Origin of the sequence: Escherichia sp. S10b, from assembly GCF_028421345.1 — a bacterium.
Classification (GTDB): Bacteria; Pseudomonadota; Gammaproteobacteria; order Enterobacterales; family Enterobacteriaceae; genus ECMA0423.
Genome location: NZ_JAHZSO010000132.1, coordinates 1 through 3,054, shown reverse-complemented (window position 1 = coordinate 3,054; position 3,054 = coordinate 1). Strand labels below are relative to the sequence as shown.

The 3,054-nt window shown below is 38.9% G+C and carries 5 protein-coding genes and 1 pseudogene; 3 read left to right on the top strand and 3 right to left on the bottom strand.

What is annotated here, in order from left to right; all coding sequences use genetic code 11:
- Both FTE26_RS08540 and FTE26_RS08535 read left to right on the top strand, forming a co-directional pair.
- On the top strand, positions 1-68 hold a 68-nt coding region (locus FTE26_RS08540), incomplete at its 5' end, for an IS1 family transposase (RefSeq protein ID WP_004209611.1).
- Positions 69-203 (top strand): annotated as a pseudogene (locus FTE26_RS08535) (transcriptional regulator); the annotation flags it as partial.
- Here FTE26_RS08535 and tetR(B) read toward each other — a convergent pair.
- Positions 181-804 carry a tetracycline resistance transcriptional repressor TetR(B) gene (tetR(B), locus tag FTE26_RS08530; protein WP_000088605.1) on the bottom strand — a complete coding sequence of 208 codons (624 nt, stop codon included), beginning with the start codon at positions 802-804 and terminating at the stop codon, positions 181-183. The pseudogene FTE26_RS08535 and the gene tetR(B) overlap by 23 nt on opposite strands.
- Before the next feature lie 81 nt (positions 805-885).
- Here tetR(B) and tet(B) point away from each other — a divergent pair, with 81 nt between their 5' ends.
- On the top strand, positions 886-2,091 hold the full coding sequence (tet(B), locus tag FTE26_RS08525; RefSeq protein WP_001089068.1) for a tetracycline efflux MFS transporter Tet(B): 1,206 nt from the start codon (positions 886-888) through the stop codon (positions 2,089-2,091).
- A gap of 112 nt (positions 2,092-2,203) precedes the next feature.
- Here tet(B) and tetC read toward each other — a convergent pair whose 3' ends face one another.
- Complete coding sequence (gene tetC, locus FTE26_RS08520) at positions 2,204-2,797, bottom strand: tetracyline resistance-associated transcriptional repressor TetC (protein WP_000428546.1); 594 nt, start codon at positions 2,795-2,797, stop codon at positions 2,204-2,206.
- A gap of 190 nt (positions 2,798-2,987) precedes the next feature.
- The coding region (locus FTE26_RS08515) for an IS1 family transposase (RefSeq protein ID WP_004209611.1) at positions 2,988-3,054 on the bottom strand (67 nt) is incomplete at its 5' end.

Here is a 3,054-nt window from a genome sequence, read left to right as displayed (position 1 = left end):
TCTCAAAATCGGTGGAGCTGCATGACAAAGTCATCGGGCATTATCTGAACATAAAACACTATCAATAAGTTGGAGTCATTACCGGAGCCGCATTATTTTCGCTTTATGAATCTAAAGGGTGGTTAACTCGACATCTTGGTTACCGTGAAGTTACCATCACGGAAAAAGGTTATGCTGCTTTTAAGACCCACTTTCACATTTAAGTTGTTTTTCTAATCCGCATATGATCAATTCAAGGCCGAATAAGAAGGCTGGCTCTGCACCTTGGTGATCAAATAATTCGATAGCTTGTCGTAATAATGGCGGCATACTATCAGTAGTAGGTGTTTCCCTTTCTTCTTTAGCGACTTGATGCTCTTGATCTTCCAATACGCAACCTAAAGTAAAATGCCCCACAGCGCTGAGTGCATATAATGCATTCTCTAGTGAAAAACCTTGTTGGCATAAAAAGGCTAATTGATTTTCGAGAGTTTCATACTGTTTTTCTGTAGGCCGTGTACCTAAATGTACTTTTGCTCCATCGCGATGACTTAGTAAAGCACATCTAAAACTTTTAGCGTTATTACGTAAAAAATCTTGCCAGCTTTCCCCTTCTAAAGGGCAAAAGTGAGTATGGTGCCTATCTAACATCTCAATGGCTAAGGCGTCGAGCAAAGCCCGCTTATTTTTTACATGCCAATACAATGTAGGCTGCTCTACACCTAGCTTCTGGGCGAGTTTACGGGTTGTTAAACCTTCGATTCCGACCTCATTAAGCAGCTCTAATGCGCTGTTAATCACTTTACTTTTATCTAATCTAGACATCATTAATTCCTAATTTTTGTTGACACTCTATCATTGATAGAGTTATTTTACCACTCCCTATCAGTGATAGAGAAAAGTGAAATGAATAGTTCGACAAAGATCGCATTGGTAATTACGTTACTCGATGCCATGGGGATTGGCCTTATCATGCCAGTCTTGCCAACGTTATTACGTGAATTTATTGCTTCGGAAGATATCGCTAACCACTTTGGCGTATTGCTTGCACTTTATGCGTTAATGCAGGTTATCTTTGCTCCTTGGCTTGGAAAAATGTCTGACCGATTTGGTCGGCGCCCAGTGCTGTTGTTGTCATTAATAGGCGCATCGCTGGATTACTTATTGCTGGCTTTTTCAAGTGCGCTTTGGATGCTGTATTTAGGCCGTTTGCTTTCAGGGATCACAGGAGCTACTGGGGCTGTCGCGGCATCGGTCATTGCCGATACCACCTCAGCTTCTCAACGCGTGAAGTGGTTCGGTTGGTTAGGGGCAAGTTTTGGGCTTGGTTTAATAGCGGGGCCTATTATTGGTGGTTTTGCAGGAGAGATTTCACCGCATAGTCCCTTTTTTATCGCTGCGTTGCTAAATATTGTCGCTTTCCTTGTGGTTATGTTTTGGTTCCGTGAAACCAAAAATACACGTGATAATACAGATACCGAAGTAGGGGTTGAGACGCAATCGAATTCGGTATACATCACTTTATTTAAAACGATGCCCATTTTGTTGATTATTTATTTTTCAGCGCAATTGATAGGCCAAATTCCCGCAACGGTGTGGGTGCTATTTACCGAAAATCGTTTTGGATGGAATAGCATGATGGTTGGCTTTTCATTAGCGGGTCTTGGTCTTTTACACTCAGTATTCCAAGCCTTTGTGGCAGGAAGAATAGCCACTAAATGGGGCGAAAAAACGGCAGTACTGCTCGGATTTATTGCAGATAGTAGTGCATTTGCCTTTTTAGCGTTTATATCTGAAGGTTGGTTAGTTTTCCCTGTTTTAATTTTATTGGCTGGTGGTGGGATCGCTTTACCTGCATTACAGGGAGTGATGTCTATCCAAACAAAGAGTCATCAGCAAGGTGCTTTACAGGGATTATTGGTGAGCCTTACCAATGCAACCGGTGTTATTGGCCCATTACTGTTTGCTGTTATTTATAATCATTCACTACCAATTTGGGATGGCTGGATTTGGATTATTGGTTTAGCGTTTTACTGTATTATTATCCTGCTATCGATGACCTTCATGTTAACCCCTCAAGCTCAGGGGAGTAAACAGGAGACAAGTGCTTAGTTATTTCGTCACCAAATGATGTTATTCCGCGAAATATAATGACCCTCTTGATAACCCAAGAGGGCATTTTTTACGATAAAGAAGATTTAGCTTCAAATAAAACCTATCTATTTTATTTATCTTTCAAGCTCAATAAAAAGCCGCGGTAAATAGCAATAAATTGGCCTTTTTTATCGGCAAGCTCTTTTAGGTTTTTCGCATGTATTGCGATATGCATAAACCAGCCATTGAGTAAGTTTTTAAGCACATCATCATCATAAGCTTTAAGTTGGTTCTCTTGGATCAATTTGCTGACAATGGCGTTTACCTTACCAGTAATGTATTCAAGGCTAATTTTTTCAAGTTCATTCCAACCAATGATAGGCATCACTTCTTGGATAGGGATAAGGTTTTTATTATTATCAATAATATAATCAAGATAATGTTCAAATATACTTTCTAAGGCAGACCAACCATTTGTTAAATCAGTTTTTGTTGTGATGTAGGCATCAATCATAATTAATTGCTGCTTATAACAGGCACTGAGTAATTGTTTTTTATTTTTAAAGTGATGATAAAAGGCACCTTTGGTCACCAACGCTTTTCCCGAGATCTCATCTATTGAAACAGCTTGATAGCCTTTTTCAACAAACAATATTCGTGCTGAGTTAACCAGTGATTGATAGGTACTCTTAAAATTTTCTTGTTGATGATTTTTATTTTCCATGATAGATTTAAAATAACATACCGTCAGTATGTTTATGGTATCATGATGATGTGGTCGTGACAATCTTAAGAACATTTAGGTTATTTTATGTATATTGAACAGCATTCTCGCTATCAAAATAAAGCTAATAACATCCAATTAAGATATGATGATAAGCAGTTTCATACAACGGTTAGGTAATGACTCCAACTTATTGATAGTGTTTTATGTTCAGATAATGCCCGATGACTTTGTCATGCAGCTCCACCGATTTTGAG